Origin of the sequence: Neobacillus sp. PS3-12, from assembly GCF_030915385.1 — a bacterium.
In the GTDB taxonomy this organism is placed as follows: domain Bacteria; phylum Bacillota; class Bacilli; order Bacillales; family Cytobacillaceae; genus JAEVLT01.
In genome coordinates, this window is record NZ_CP133268.1 from 5055026 (window position 1) to 5068312 (window position 13287).

The 13287-nt window shown below is 38.3% G+C and carries 14 protein-coding genes; 10 read left to right on the forward strand and 4 right to left on the reverse strand.

Annotated features, from left to right (window positions below):
* Window positions 1–6: 6 nt before the first annotated feature.
* The 7 genes from RCG17_RS25365 to RCG17_RS25395 all read left to right on the forward strand — a co-directional run bounded on the left by RCG17_RS25365 (window position 7) and on the right by RCG17_RS25395 (window position 6689).
* Window positions 7–375, forward strand: coding sequence for a 4Fe-4S binding protein (locus RCG17_RS25365; protein ID WP_308172787.1), 369 nt, complete (start codon window positions 7–9; stop codon window positions 373–375).
* A 4-nt stretch (window positions 376–379) separates the two neighbouring features.
* On the forward strand, window positions 380–859 hold the full coding sequence (locus RCG17_RS25370; protein ID WP_308172788.1) for an NADH-quinone oxidoreductase subunit B family protein: 480 nt from the start codon (window positions 380–382) through the stop codon (window positions 857–859).
* Between the two features lie 6 nt (window positions 860–865).
* Window positions 866–1198 carry an ArsR/SmtB family transcription factor gene (locus tag RCG17_RS25375; protein ID WP_308172789.1) on the forward strand — a complete coding sequence of 111 codons (333 nt, stop codon included), beginning with the start codon at window positions 866–868 and terminating at the stop codon, window positions 1196–1198.
* 446 nt (window positions 1199–1644) lie between these two features.
* The gene (locus RCG17_RS25380; RefSeq protein WP_308172791.1) at window positions 1645–3165 is read left to right on the forward strand and encodes an NADH dehydrogenase subunit 5; all 1521 of its coding nucleotides are present in this window, start codon (window positions 1645–1647) and stop codon (window positions 3163–3165) included.
* Window positions 3162–5753, forward strand: a complete 2592-nt coding sequence (locus RCG17_RS25385; protein ID WP_308172792.1) for a DUF2309 domain-containing protein — start codon at window positions 3162–3164, stop codon at window positions 5751–5753. Before RCG17_RS25380 ends, RCG17_RS25385 begins: the two co-directional genes overlap by 4 nt.
* Window positions 5754–5786: 33 nt before the next feature.
* A complete protein-coding gene (locus RCG17_RS25390) occupies window positions 5787–6152 on the forward strand; it encodes a Na-translocating system protein MpsC family protein (RefSeq protein ID WP_308175953.1) in 366 nt (121 codons plus the stop codon).
* Window positions 6153–6197: 45 nt separating this feature from the next.
* Entirely contained in the window at window positions 6198–6689 is a 492-nt protein-coding gene (locus tag RCG17_RS25395; RefSeq protein WP_308172793.1) for a carbonic anhydrase, read from the forward strand.
* A 129-nt stretch (window positions 6690–6818) separates the two neighbouring features.
* Here RCG17_RS25395 and RCG17_RS25400 read toward each other — a convergent pair whose 3' ends face one another.
* Both RCG17_RS25400 and RCG17_RS25405 read right to left on the reverse strand, forming a co-directional pair.
* Window positions 6819–7439 carry a LacI family DNA-binding transcriptional regulator gene (locus RCG17_RS25400; protein ID WP_308172794.1) on the reverse strand — a complete coding sequence of 207 codons (621 nt, stop codon included), beginning with the start codon at window positions 7437–7439 and terminating at the stop codon, window positions 6819–6821.
* Window positions 7378–7812 carry a LacI family DNA-binding transcriptional regulator gene (locus tag RCG17_RS25405; protein ID WP_308172795.1) on the reverse strand — a complete coding sequence of 145 codons (435 nt, stop codon included), beginning with the start codon at window positions 7810–7812 and terminating at the stop codon, window positions 7378–7380. Before RCG17_RS25405 ends, RCG17_RS25400 begins: the two co-directional genes overlap by 62 nt.
* 184 nt (window positions 7813–7996) lie before the next feature.
* Here RCG17_RS25405 and RCG17_RS25410 point away from each other — a divergent pair, with 184 nt between their 5' ends.
* The 3 genes from RCG17_RS25410 to RCG17_RS25420 all read left to right on the forward strand — a co-directional run bounded on the left by RCG17_RS25410 (window position 7997) and on the right by RCG17_RS25420 (window position 10858).
* Window positions 7997–9043 (forward strand): TRAP transporter substrate-binding protein, encoded by a 1047-nt coding sequence (locus RCG17_RS25410; protein WP_308172796.1) that lies wholly within the window; start codon window positions 7997–7999, stop codon window positions 9041–9043.
* 61 nt (window positions 9044–9104) lie between these two features.
* Complete coding sequence (locus RCG17_RS25415; RefSeq protein WP_308172797.1) at window positions 9105–9575, forward strand: TRAP transporter small permease; 471 nt, start codon at window positions 9105–9107, stop codon at window positions 9573–9575.
* Window positions 9575–10858, forward strand: coding sequence for a TRAP transporter large permease (locus RCG17_RS25420; RefSeq protein WP_308172798.1), 1284 nt, complete (start codon window positions 9575–9577; stop codon window positions 10856–10858). Before RCG17_RS25415 ends, RCG17_RS25420 begins: the two co-directional genes overlap by 1 nt.
* 127 nt (window positions 10859–10985) lie before the next feature.
* Here RCG17_RS25420 and RCG17_RS25425 read toward each other — a convergent pair whose 3' ends face one another.
* Both RCG17_RS25425 and RCG17_RS25430 read right to left on the reverse strand, forming a co-directional pair.
* On the reverse strand, window positions 10986–12479 hold the full coding sequence (locus RCG17_RS25425) for a Na+/H+ antiporter NhaC family protein (protein WP_308172799.1): 1494 nt from the start codon (window positions 12477–12479) through the stop codon (window positions 10986–10988).
* A gap of 144 nt (window positions 12480–12623) precedes the next feature.
* Complete coding sequence (locus RCG17_RS25430; RefSeq protein WP_308172800.1) at window positions 12624–13127, reverse strand: YcxB family protein; 504 nt, start codon at window positions 13125–13127, stop codon at window positions 12624–12626.
* Window positions 13128–13287 lie beyond the last annotated feature (160 nt).

Below are 13287 nucleotides of genomic sequence, written 5' to 3' on the forward strand. Positions count from 1 at the left end.
AAAACAGTGTTTGATCTGATTAGAAAAATTTTGCAGACAAAGACCGTCACCAAAACACATTTATTCGACGAGGCACCGCAACGCTATCAAGGAAAGCCAATTTTCACTACGAATGAATGTACTGGCTGTGAATCCTGTGTTACTGAGTGTCCCGCAAATGCAATCGAGATTCATAAAACTGGAAGTTCAATCACTCTTTCGTTATCCAATGCAAATTGTATTTTTTGCGGTATATGTGCGGAGCAGTGTGAAACAAAAATGATTCAAGTAACAAATGAATACAGACTAGCAACAAGAGATAAGGAAACTTTAACTAGCACGATCACAATCCCAATCAAAACAACAGAACTGTTAACAACAGGTAAGGGGGGATGAAGAAATGAAAACCGATTTAGAGGAAAAAAATTTAGGCTGGAAATTGCAAAAAAGAATAAAATCAGTCTTGGGACATTCACTTCATATTCGCCATGTTGATTCTGGTTCATGCAATGGCTGTGATTTTGAAATGAATGCCTTAAGCAATCCGTACTATGATATTCAGCGCTTTGGGGTCGATTTCGTTGCCTCCCCCCGCCATGCAGATATGCTGATGGTAACAGGTGGTGTAACAAGACATTTAGAACAAGCGTTGCTTAAAACATATCATGCTGCTTCATATCCTAAAATGGTTGTAGCAATTGGAGCTTGTGCAATTGGTGGTGGAATGATCGGCAGCACTTACGCCAATTATGGCGGGGTCGACAAGATTGTCCCTGTTTATGTCTATGTCCCAGGCTGTCCGCCAAGACCAGAAGCAATCATTGAAGGTATTTTGCTTTCCCTGGACCGTTATGAAGAATTAGTAAGAAAAGGAGAGTAGATACGTTTGAATTTAGAATTGGCACAGTTTAAAGCTGATTTTTTTAAGGCATTAAGTCACCCTTTACGAATTCGTATTTTAGAATTATTGTGTGACGGAGATAAAAACGTCAATGAATTACAAATATTGATTGGGAGTGAAGGGTCGGCAGTTTCCCAACAATTGGCAATTTTACGGAGTAAAAATATTGTATACGGAACAAAAGACGGAAACCGAGTGGTGTATTCGCTAAGTGATCCAATGATAAAAGAGCTCCTGTCCATTACGCGGCAAATTTTTAACAATCACTTAATTGATACAATCTCCATGTTAGATAAGATTCATAATGAAATAGAGTAAAAGTTCCCGCTTTGGGGACTTTTATTAAGGATAATCTTGACAGAATCTTTTTTAATTAGTAACATAAGAACAGTAAATAAATATTTAATTAATTTCTATTCTAAATAGATTGCTTTAGCACATAGTTAATAATTTGTTATTGGTTATATGAAAAAGTAAATCTATGGGTATAGGAATCTGAAATTCTAAAGAGAAGAATATATTTCCTTATTCTTAAGGTAAATCCAATAAGGTAGACTATTTAAATAACCATAAAAGGTTCGTTAAAAGTAAACCGACAATTTTTTAAAGTTTAATGGCATTAAAAATGCCCATTGAGCTTAAAAATTGTCGGTTTTTTGTTTTATAAAAAGATTTGCTAGAGAGGGTCGTTATGTAATGAAGGGAAGCGTTAAGAGCCAAAAAAACTTCGGATTTGTCCATATTTGTCAGCGGGGTGAAGCTAGATGCTAGATTTCTTATCAATTATATATTTTATTCTCTTAACTGCATCTGTACTAAGTGGTTTCATCTTGTTATCTAGAAGAATCCCGTTAAGTTTTGTTCGGATTCATATCGGTATCATTTCGTTACCGCCGATCGCCGCCTTGTTGTCACTTGTTTTGCACAAGGGGAGTTTGATTATTGGACCTTTGCGTCTAGATTCATTATCGTGGCTGGTATCAATTTTTGTCCTTTTAATTGGTTTAATCGTGCAAAAATATTCTGTTCGATACCTTTACGGGGATCGTTCTTATCGAAAATATTTTACGTTGCTAACCATCACGACTGTTGCGGATGCATTAACTTGGCTATGCGATGATGTAAGATGGTTAATCGTTTGCTGGGGTGTAACACTCTTTGGACTGACATTACTAATAAGAGTAAAAAAGGAGTGGCAGGTTGCTTTAAACGCATCAAAGTTTTCTGGCAGATTGTTTTTGCTAAGCTGGCTGCTTTTATTGGCAGCGTTCATCTTAGTTTCGCAAGCGACAGGACACTGGCAGTTGTCACATTCCATGGCCCAAAACAGTCTAAGTCAAATTGATTCAAGGAACAAAACTTTTTTCAATCTTTTGCTAATTGTTGCTGTCATGATTCCCGCAGCGCAATGGCCGTTTCAACGGTGGTTATTAGACTCGGCTGTCACACCGACCCCTGTTTCTGCAGTCATGCATGCGGGGATCGTAAACGCAGGAGCTATGATGTTGACTCGTTTTGCTCCACTTTTTAACGGCGACAAAGCACAGATTGTTCTCCTTGTTGTATCTGGTATTTCAGTATTGCTCGGGACTGGAATCATGTTAGTGCACGTTGATTATAAACGGCAGCTTGTAGGATCTACGATTGCACAGATGGGGTTTATGTTGATCCAGTGTGCCTTAGGAGCCTACTCAGCAGCGATTATTCATGCTGTATTACATGGGTTTTTCAAATCAAGTCTTTTTCTACAAGCTGGATCGGCGATCCATCATAAAGAGGTAAGTGCTCGGCCAGCCAATACATCGACTTTATTATGGAAGGCTGCCGGTGGAGTTTTAGGGCTTGTAGTCGGAATTTGTTATTGGCTGACATCTCCTGGTATGGGTTATTCATTGATCAGCACAATAACCCTTGGGTGGTCTGTTTCATTAGCATGGACACAACTTGTGGCTTTTGGAAGTGGAAGAATGGGAAAAGTTGTAGGATTTTTCCTTTTAGCAGGTGGTGCTGTCGTTTATCAGATGATCCATTCTGCCTTTTCTGGAATGTTGGAAGAAGCTGTTCATGTGGGAGTACAACCATATGCACCGGCTGCAACTTTGTTTTTGTTTGTTTTGCTGTTAGGAAGTACTTTCGTTATTTGGTTAGCACATCATCGTACGTCAAGATTCATCACAATTATTTATCTTTGGTTTGTACGTTTGGGTGAACCAAAAGACAAGTCATTTGAAAGCCATCCCAGGTATCTTACCAAAAACCTATCTCAAGGAGGTCATTTAAGATGAATACATTAGCGAAAACGTTAAATTGGGAGAAGAAGCATGATGAACTTGAACTTAATATTCATGATCTGGTGAAAACGGCAAGCAAAGTTATTGCACCACTTGGTCCGATCAACACGTTCGCTGCACGTAACCCTTGGGCAGGTTTGGAAGGGCAGCCATTTGAGAGTGTTGCCCGAAGATTAAAAGATACATGTGATCTAGATATTTATCCTAATGATGTTATCTTAAAAGCTGCTTGGAAGCATGGAGAGATTGACCAGTCCTTTTTGGAAAAAGGACTTCATAACTGGCTCAGTTCACAGAATATCGATTTACCTTTTGATGTTGCTGAAAGGTTCTGCAAGAATGCTCTTTTAAAGGGAGAGCCACACCAAAACCAGGAATCAGAAGTAAAAAGTTTGGCAAAAAAATTAAGCCGATTTACAATGATGACTGTAAAAAAACATTCTGTACAAACTTATAGTCAACGGTTATCGTTAAACAACGAACTTGATCGTCATATTATCAAGTGGTGTAAATTATTTTTAGATGAATCACAAGCAGTATGGTCAATGCCAAATCGTGATAAAGGTTTTTATCATGCATGGAGGGATCTTGTGTCATCTGATCCTGCTCTTAACAAAAAAGTAAGGAAGCAACTTAAAGATTTGCCGAAAGAATCGGAGCATGCTTTAAAAACAGCATTATTGGCATTAGAAGTTCCATATTCAGAGATTCAGGGATATCTAGAAGCACATTTGCTCTCCTTGCCGGGATGGGCAGGAACAATGCTTTGGCGCTCAGAGAGATCAACGCTAGAAGACTCATATGTCCTTGACTATTTGGCAGTACGAATAACAATGGAATATGCCTTAATCCAATCTTATCCTCCCATAACTGATGATAAAAATGATAAAGTACCTTTAGAACAATTGATTCTAATGTGGGCCAATTTTGGGGAGCTACCAATTACTCAATGGTCACAATTAACCAGCTCTGAGCAAAAAGCTCGATTGACCCTTGCCTACCGCTTTGATCAGATTCTCCGTAATCAACTATGGCTTGAGGCCTGGGAAAAAACATATGAAGATCAACTAAAAGGGAGAATCCTGTCAAAGCAGCAGCCAAGAGTGGCAATTTCCCCCAAAAAGTATTTGGCACAATTTGTTTTTTGTATTGATGTTCGCTCAGAACCGTTCCGTCGCCAACTTGAAAATGCGGGACCGTTTGAAACATATGGTGCAGCTGGCTTTTTTGGACTGCCAATTGAAACTTGTGAGCTGGGGAGCATGCATTCACATGATTCTTTGCCTGTTATGTTTAAACCAAAACATATCGTAAAAGAAACATCAACAGTACAAGAATATAGACAATATCAACAGCGAAAGCAAACAGCGAATTCATTGGGATCGACGTTTCACACAATGAAACATAATTTGCTGTCAAGTCTTGTACTGCCGGAGATAAGTGGTCCTTGGCTCAGTATTCAGACATTGGCTCGCAGTTTTGTTCCAAGAAGTTTTGGAACCTCATTTCGGAAACTCAGCGAAACATGGCTCCAAAAACCATTAACGAAACTATCGCTCGACCATAATCTCCCATCAGACACAGAATTAGCTGTCGGTTTTACTGAGAAAGAGAAAATCGAATATGTTCGCCAATCTCTAACAACAATGGGACTAACTGATCGTTTTAGTCCATTAGTGGTGTTTTGCGGGCATGGAAGCCACAGCACCAATAATCCATATAAGTCAGCGCTTGACTGCGGGGCTTGTGGAGGGGCTTCAGGTGCCTATAATGCGCGGGTACTCGCATCATTGTGTAATCTTCCTAAAGTGAGGAAGGGACTTTCAGAAGAGGGAATTTTCATTCCAGAGGAAACAGTCTTCGCTGCTGCCGAACATGTTACGACACTTGATGAATTACATTGGGTTTATGTGCCTGAACTTTCAAAAGACGCAAAAGAAGCATTCGATATGGTCAAAGATGCAATGCCAAATGTTAGTCGAAAGACAAATTCTGAAAGAGTGAAGCAATTACCAAACCCCCGCCCGTTTTCACAAGATCCAAAAAGGACGGCGCAACTTTTGGCAGAAGATTGGAGTGAAATTCGGCCTGAATGGGGGTTGGCTCGAAATGCAGCTTTTATCATTGGAGAACGCAGGCTTAGTCAAGAATGTAATTTAGAGGGGAGAGTTTTTCTCCAAAATTATAGCTGGAGGAAGGATAAGAACGGGATTTTATTATCAAACATCATTAATGGACCTGCCACTGTTGCCCAATGGATTAACTTGCAATATTATGCATCGACTGTTGCCCCTCATTACTATGGCAGCGGAAATAAAGCAACACAAACTGTATCAGCAGGAATCGGAGTTATGCAGGGAAACGCCAGTGATTTACTGCCTGGACTTCCTTGGCAGTCAGTGATGCAATCAGATCAAGAAGCCTATCACGCCCCATTACGGCTGTTGGTTGTGATCCAGGCACCAAAGGAACATGTTAAACGCTTGTTGGATACTGTACCTGCATTCCAGCAAAAAGTAAAAAATGGCTGGATTCGGCTGGCTTCGATTGGCCCGGAAGGAAACTGGGAAAACTGGTCATAACTATTTATAAAGGAGAAGAATAAAAATATTATGTTGGTTAAATCAAAAGGAACGCTTGAAGCTGAACTCAGTAAGGCTTTAACACATTGGGAGAAAAATTATCTTGGACGCGGCTCCGTGTCTGTAAAATCAGATATTTTGCGTGATATGATTATTGTTATTTTGCAAGGGATCTTAACTCAGGCTGAATATGCATTATGCCAAGATAAAGAAGGATTACTATCAGTCAAAGAAGTCCGTAACAGCCTGGTGGAATCGGGCTTAGAGGACTTAAAGGAAATTGTCTTAACAATAACTGGCCAAGAGGTTGTCAACTTTCACACTGATATTAGTACTCAAACAGGGGAACGAGTAATGGTTTTTAAGCTTTCCAATGATTTGCAGAGTCAATTTTCGTAATCTGGCCTTAGTTAAATCAAAATCATTAATGGAGGAGTGAATGTGATGAATATTGAAAAAAAGAAGAAAATATTATTTTTAATTGGAATCGAACAAAATCAAGCAGCATTCAATAATAAGTTTAATAATGAAAATATTGTATTCCTACAATGCTACCAACCACTTATTACTCAGCCTTTTGATGATTTAATGCGAGATATCTTAATTGCAGTTTATCAGGAAAATGTTGAAAAAATTGTAGTAGTTGCCTCAAAAAAGGATCAAAAGATGAAAAGGGCTACCCTTGACAAAGTGCTTGGAAATAAAGGATTGCAAGAGAAAATTCAAACATTGGATTATCTTTTTAAAAATACAATGACAGAATTTACTGCTGGTAATATAAAAGAATGGTTAGAAGCTGATGGATCTCTAATGGAACGTGTTAAAAATACAGTCAATCTTATACAACATCATCCATTAATGCCATCGAATGTTAAGGTTAAAGAATTATGGGTTGACCAGGAGTTAGAGAACCAGCTTGAAATTGAAGTTAGCTGAAGTGTTATGCATTCATTGAATGATATTTTGCATAAATTCCCAATATTTTAAACGTTGTAAAATAAATGGAATAAAAAAAATCCCTCAAAAATTTTTTGAAAGGGACTTTTTTTTTGATTTTTAGCCAAATTATTCAGAGTCTCTTGGGGGACAACAGGATTCCCGAATGACCAATTCTGATTCTAGTGGGGGGATAGAGGTAGCTCCATCGTTCGTTTTGTCAATCTGTTCTAATAAATATTGAACAATACTTTTGGCAATCTTTTCAATCGGTGCACCTACTGTTGTCATAGCAACTTCTAAATCAGCCATTTGCGGAATGTTATCATAACTAATTAAGGAGATATCCTTTGGGACCGAAAGGCGGGCCTCTTTAATAGCGCGAAGAGCCCCGATCGTTAGCTCATAACTAGCACATACAATCGCTGTTGGTAGAAACGAAGATGCCAATAGCTTTTTTGTTGCAATATATCCATTTTGCCATCCCAGACCCTCTGTGTTTATGACCATATCCGGATGGGACTGTAACCCATGTTTCATAACCCCTTCTGTAAATCCAATGTATTTTTCCTTTTGAATTCTTTTGCCTGAGTCCCCGATATAGGCAATTCTTCGATGCCCCAGTGAATAAAGATACTTAACCGCCATAAAAATAGCATTTTTTCGATCGACATCGATGTAAGGGATCTCACTGTTTCCAGGATTCCCCATAGCAAATGATCGGTATGCTGGTTGGCCGAATTGCAACATGATTGGCGTGGTTCTCTTCAAATACTAGAATTCCATCAACTTTTAACCTATTAAATAGCTGAATGGCCGAGTCCATTTCGTTAATCGACAAAATCATTGAATAGGAATGTTTTTCGAGTTCATTATTAATATGTGTAGCTAAGGTGGACACTGCTGTACGCTCAACAGTAGGCCAAAGTAGGCCAATGGTATTGCTTTTTTTCGAGACAAGACTCTTTGCGGCAAAATTGGGCACATAGCCAAGCTGATCAGCAATACGAAAGATTTTTCTTTTTGTCTCCTCTTTAACCAATGGACTGTCATTTAACGCCTTTGACACAGTGGAATAACTGACACCTGCGAGAGATGCAATATCTTTAATCGTTACACTCATAATCCCTACCCCTAATCGATTGAATATCTCCTATTTACTATATTGTAAAGGTTTTCAAAGAATTTTTAAATAGTAAAAAAAGCATTGATAAAATAGTTTTTCTAGTCTATAATCGGAATAACAACGTTGTTATAAAACTCTTTAAATCTATTAATTGAAACCGATTACAACTGGAGGGAAAATAATGAAGAGTAGTAAAAAATTAGGTATGGCTGTTGTAGGTTCAGTTGCAGTATTAGGATTAGCATTAACAGGGTGTTCTTCTTCATCCAATTCTTCGTCAGACAACAATGCAAAGAAAAGTACATCCAATTCTGCAAGCGGTCCCAAAATGACACTTAGGTTAGCAGATAATCAGCCAGCTACTTATCCAACTGTTCTCGGAGATAACGCTTTTGCTAAAGAAGTTAACGATAAGACAAATGGCAGAATCACAATTAAAGTTTATCCAGCAGCACAATTAGGGGATGAAAACTCTGCCATTCAACAAATCCAAGCAGGTGCTATCGACTTTGGTCGGATCAACTCTGCTCCACTTGGACAATTTGACAAAGAAATGAACGTACTAAGTCTTCCATACCTGTTTACCAGTTCTAATCAAATGTGGGATACTCTAAACGGTTCTGTCGGTAAAGAAATCTTAGATGGCTTAAAAAGCGCAAATATGGTTGGTTTAACTTATTATGATTCAGGTGCACGCAGTTTCTACAATTCACAACACGCTGTCTCTAAACCAGCCGACTTAAAAGGCTTAAAAATCCGTGTTCAACAATCGAATATCTTTGTTGACTTAGTAAACGGATTTGGTGCTTCTGCAACACCAATGAACTATGCAGATGTTTATAATGCATTACAAACACATGTCATTGATGGTGCGGAAAATAATTTACCAAGCTATTATACTACTAACCATTATAAAGCAGCAAAATACCTAACATTGGATGAACATACTAGAACTCCAGAAGTTCTATTAGGAAGTTCTAAGACATGGGCAAAATTGTCAGCTGCTGACAAAAAAATTGTTCAACAAGCCGCTCTTGATTCACAAAAGGTAGAACGTGCTGAGTGGACTAAATTAGAAAAACAAGCATTAGATGCTGCGAAAGCAAACGGAAACACGATCACAAAAGTATCAGATATTAAGGCATGGCAAAAAACAGCTCAACCTCTTTATGATAAATATGGTAAAGATTATCAAAGCCTAATTAATAAGATTAACGCAACAAAATAATTTCTGAAAGCCACCCCCTTGGGGGTGGCGATTTTAAACAAGAAAGGTTGTTGGACTGAATATGGTGCATAAAATCGTTCGAGGAATTGACCGTACGATTGAATCTATAGGGGCACTTATGATGTTAATCATGACCATTATTATTGTCTATGAAGTGTTTGGACGGTACGCACTTCATTCAGAACCAGCTTGGTCAGAAGAGATATCATTACTATTAATGACAGCGTTTGGATTCTTAAGCATTTGTATTGGATTTCGCTATAATTTCCATTTGCGCCTTACGTTCGTTGTGAATAGGTTCTCTCCAATCGTACAAAAATCTCTTGAAGTTCTTTCTAATATTCTCGTTATCGGGTTTGGAATTTTACTACTTGTAGAGGGATATAGCATTACCGCTATGACATGGCCATCATCATTACCAGCTACTGGGATGCCAGGCGGTGTGCAGTATATCATAATTCCTGTAACAGGCGTAGTGACGATGTTATACGGATTGCGCGGTCTGTTAGTTAGAAAGGAGTTATCTGAATAATGGGTGTATTAATTTTAATTGGTTCATTTATCGTTCTACTTCTCTTAGGAATTCCAATCGCACTTTGTTTAGTTGTTGCTTCTGTTTTAACGGGTTTGTATTTGCAAATGCCGCTTGAAGTAGTAGGGCAACACATGCTCCAGTCTCTAAATTCCTATTCTATTTTGGCCATCCCATTGTTTATCCTGGCAGGGGAAATTATGGGTTCTGGCGGAATATCCAGCCGCTTGATTGACCTTTCAAACTTATTGGTTGGCCGTTTCCGCGGTGGACTTGCTATGGTGAACGTAGTCACATGCATGTTTTTCGGCGGGATTACAGGATCGGCAGTTGCCGATGCCTCTTCAATCGGTTCAATTATGATTCCGATGATGAAGAAAAAAGGGTACCCAGCAGACTATTCTGTCGCAGTAACATGTACAGCCGCAATTCAAGGGGTTATTGTTCCACCAAGCCATAATCTAATTCTTTATTCTTTGGCTGCAGGAGGAGTTTCAATCAATGCTCTTTTTGCCGCAGGTATTCTTCCAGGTGTTGTCTTATGTATCTCATTAATGGTTGCCGCCTATATCATGGCAGTAAAACGAAATTTCCCAAAAGGTGAGGTAATTCCAAAGGAAAGATGGCGCTCCATTATTATTCAAGGTGCATTAAGTTTAACAACGGCCTTAATTATAATTGGCGGAATTTTTCTAGGGATATTTACAGCGAATGAATCTGCTGCTGTAGCAGTATTGTATGCATTCCTCATTACAACCTTTGTATTTAAGGAAATGACGTTCAAAAAAGGAATTGAAATTTTCGTTGAAACATTTAAAAAACTGGCTGTAGTCTTGTTTTTAATCTCTGCATCTGCAGCATTCTCATTCTTTATGTCTGTTTTAAATGTTCCGGATATGATTTTCCATGGAATGCAAAGCGTTTCGCATAATAAATACGTTCTGCTCATTATGATGAATATTTTCTTGCTTCTTCTAGGACTTATTATGGATATGGCTCCAATCATTTTGGTTGCTACACCAATCATGTTGCCTCTTGTTACACAAGTTGGGATGGATCCTGTTCAATTCGGAATTATCTTAATGTTAAACTTAGGTATTGGGTTAATCCACCCACCAATAGGAAGCGCTCTTTTCGTGGGATGCTCAATCGGCGGAATTTCGATGGAAAAATCATTTGTGGCAATGCTTCCGCTCCTTGGTATAATGCTCATAGTGCTCCTTGTCATCACATATGTGCCTGGAGTTGCGATGTTCTTGCCTCACCTTATGGGCGCCCGATAAGGTTGTGATGAATTGAAAAAGTTGAAAACGAAGCTCTAATAGGGTTTTTGGCTATAAATGTTTAACAAAAAATACCTTTCCTGGTATCAATTCAGGAAAGGTATTTTTATTTCTGATGGTGAAGGTTCTATTTCATTAAAAAGGAAGTTATACCGAACGCAAGTGTGGTAATACCAGCGGCAATTAATGCCGGCTTCAATTTTGTTTTGGAATATTCCATGATAGGCAAATCAAGGATTGTACAAAGTGTTACTGAATTATCACTTAATGGAGAAGCAAATGCCCCAAATGTACCACTGGCAAAGACCGCCCCAATTACGAGTAGGATATTAGCGCCGGCATGGTGTGCAAGTGTAACACCAAGTGGCATTAACAATCCCCATGTTCCCCATGAAGACCCGATAAAGTAAGAAATTAATGCCCCGATTAGAAAAAGGATGGGAGCTACAAAAAAATGAGGGATCCATCCGCCAACATGACTTGTAATAAACCTTGAAAAACCTAAATCCTCTGAAACGGCTGACACCCCCCAGATTAAACCAAGCATCAAAATAACACTCATTAAGTTGTTTCCGCCTTTAACAAAATGAGTGAAAAGCTCCTCAATAGGGAACCTTTGAGTGAGGAAAAAAGACAGTGTAACAATCAGTGTGATAAACAAGGATTCAAGCATTACTCCAAGTGCGTCAGCGCGAATAAATGCATTTAAAAAGCTGGTTGCGTTATCATGCCCGTCCCACCAGCTTAGAAAGAGGGTGAGGATCAGTACAAGGGAAAGAGGAAAAATGAAGTTCCATGGTTTATTTGGCACCTGCTCTTCCTCATGATCTTTTTCTCCAGTTTGATCAATTGGGTGTAAATATTTTGATTGTTTTGTAGGTAATGTAACTTCAGCTGCAGCCTCCATTGCCAAGTTTGGTTGGGGAAAATTGTATTTTTCCTTATGTAACATAGTTGCTTCTTTTTTTACCTTTTTTTCAGAATGCTTAAAAAAACTATAATAGATACCTACCAAAATGATAGAAATAGAAAAAAAGTTGAATGGAATACTTTTTACATAAACAGCATATGCAGCTTGATGGATTCCAACATTGCTTAATGCCATATGAATGACGGAAACCATATAGCCAACGAAGGCTGTAGCTAACGGGATTAGACCCACCACAGGATTTGATGTTACTTCAATAGTAAAACCAAGTTCTTGAGCAGGGAGTTTAAGCTTTTTTTGTAAAGCTTTCATAATGGGTGCAATCGTGACGATTCGGAAATCGGGATCACTGAATGTCACCAACGTAGAAAACCAAGTCAAGAGCAGCGCACTGCGCTTTGTTTTTACTTTTTTACTAACTAAATGGACAAATCCATTAATTCCGCCGGTATATTCTACAATGCTAATCAAGCCCCCGAAGACATAAAGAAAGATGATAATACGGATATTGCTTGACTGAACCAAGTTGTTAACCAGATATGTAAGCATAGTTTTTATTCCGCCTAAGAGGGAAGGGTCTTTTAGATAACTTCCTACTAAAAGGGCAGCGAATAATCCTGGAAGAACTTGTCTAGTCCAGATAGACAGCGGAATAACAATTAAAAAAGGCAGTAATGACCACCAGCCGCTCATTTAAAAGTCTCCTTCCTTCATTACTATTGCATAGTGTAGATGTATTTTATCCTAACCTGCCAAAATAATTTATCAAAAAGAAAACTCGTCAAAAAAATGACGAGTTTATTTGTAAATATAATTAAATGTAATTTAATATCCTCTTTAATGCATTTTTTTCTCGATAAAATCCCTGACTTTTTGGGTATCTTCTATATCTTTTTTCGGGAGTATATAGGCGGATACGGGCGTTTTGAATAAATAAAAACTAGTTGAATCTTCTTCGAATGACAGGACATCTGACCATTTGACCATTTCTTTCCCTAAAATCGTTTTTCCGGTAAAGAAATCCTTCAACAAAACATATTCATAATCGCCAAGGATGTGCGAATTTTTATTCAAATCTTTTTTCGCCTTGTGTGCTGTGTAGTTGAAATAATATCTTGGGTAAAACAGCACCCAGAGAACACTTAATGTCAGCATCAAACAAAAAGCAGCTATTGTTGAAAGATGTGCATATTTTGAAAAAGGGACGGAAAGAAACAGAAAAATAAGAACAGGGGCGTACCGCTGCTGCCGAAAGGCCTTTTGGTATTTATGATTCCTGCGGACCATATGTAAATTAAAAGCCACAAACTCGGTTTCTGTTATGCTGCATTTTAGTTCCATTTTATGTTTTTACCTCGCTGAATTTGTCTTTTTCTATTATCTGATATTTTTGCAATATAGTAAAGCAGTCGGGGCGGGTTTCCTTGGAAAGTTTGATGATAGTATGCGTGATATTATTTTACTCTCGCTTATTAACAAACTTTAACAGTTTGTTAATAAT

Bases quoted from the DNA above. Each gene is read 5' to 3' on its own strand.
- RCG17_RS25370 (WP_308172788.1), top strand. From the start codon at position 380: ATGAAAACCGATTTAGAGGAAAAAAATTTAGGCTGGAAATTGCAAAAA.
- RCG17_RS25380 (WP_308172791.1), top strand. From the start codon at position 1,645: ATGCTAGATTTCTTATCAATTATATATTTTATTCTCTTAACTGCATCT.
- RCG17_RS25385 (WP_308172792.1), top strand. From the start codon at position 3,162: ATGAATACATTAGCGAAAACGTTAAATTGGGAGAAGAAGCATGATGAA.
- RCG17_RS25395 (WP_308172793.1), top strand. From the start codon at position 6,198: ATGAATATTGAAAAAAAGAAGAAAATATTATTTTTAATTGGAATCGAA.
- RCG17_RS25400 (WP_308172794.1), bottom strand. From the start codon at position 7,439: ATGTTGCAATTCGGCCAACCAGCATACCGATCATTTGCTATGGGGAAT.
- RCG17_RS25405 (WP_308172795.1), bottom strand. From the start codon at position 7,812: ATGAGTGTAACGATTAAAGATATTGCATCTCTCGCAGGTGTCAGTTAT.
- RCG17_RS25410 (WP_308172796.1), top strand. From the start codon at position 7,997: ATGAAGAGTAGTAAAAAATTAGGTATGGCTGTTGTAGGTTCAGTTGCA.
- RCG17_RS25415 (WP_308172797.1), top strand. From the start codon at position 9,105: ATGGTGCATAAAATCGTTCGAGGAATTGACCGTACGATTGAATCTATA.
- RCG17_RS25420 (WP_308172798.1), top strand. From the start codon at position 9,575: ATGGGTGTATTAATTTTAATTGGTTCATTTATCGTTCTACTTCTCTTA.
- RCG17_RS25425 (WP_308172799.1), bottom strand. From the start codon at position 12,479: ATGAGCGGCTGGTGGTCATTACTGCCTTTTTTAATTGTTATTCCGCTG.
- RCG17_RS25430 (WP_308172800.1), bottom strand. From the start codon at position 13,127: ATGGAACTAAAATGCAGCATAACAGAAACCGAGTTTGTGGCTTTTAAT.